We start from the raw sequence: 239 nt of genomic DNA, 5'->3' as shown, positions 1-239 counted from the left end.
CGCTAAGGACAATCATGCGTTGGATCACCCGCCCCGGCTGGCCCGGTAACCTGCTGGCCATGGCGGCCGGCGCTTCCACCCTCCTGGCCCTGGCGCCATTCGACATCTGGCCGCTGGCCCTTTTGTCCATCGCCCTGCTCTACCTTGGCCTGCGCGAGCTCAGCCCGCGCCAGGCCATGGGCCGTGGCTGGTGTTTCGGTTTCGGCCTGTACGGCGCCGGCACCTGGTGGATCTACGTC

General features: G+C 68.2%; 1 pseudogene. It reads left to right on the top strand.

What is annotated here, in order from left to right:
• Positions 1-14 precede the first annotated feature (14 nt).
• A pseudogene (locus tag SB772_RS45205) lies at positions 15-239 on the top strand (apolipoprotein N-acyltransferase); the annotation flags it as partial.

It is taken from the genome of Paraburkholderia sp. SIMBA_030 (genome assembly GCF_046535245.1).
Taxonomy (GTDB): domain Bacteria; phylum Pseudomonadota; class Gammaproteobacteria; order Burkholderiales; family Burkholderiaceae; genus Paraburkholderia.
The sequence above is the reverse complement of the archived record's forward strand: the minus strand, read 5'-3'. Positions and strand labels throughout refer to the sequence as shown.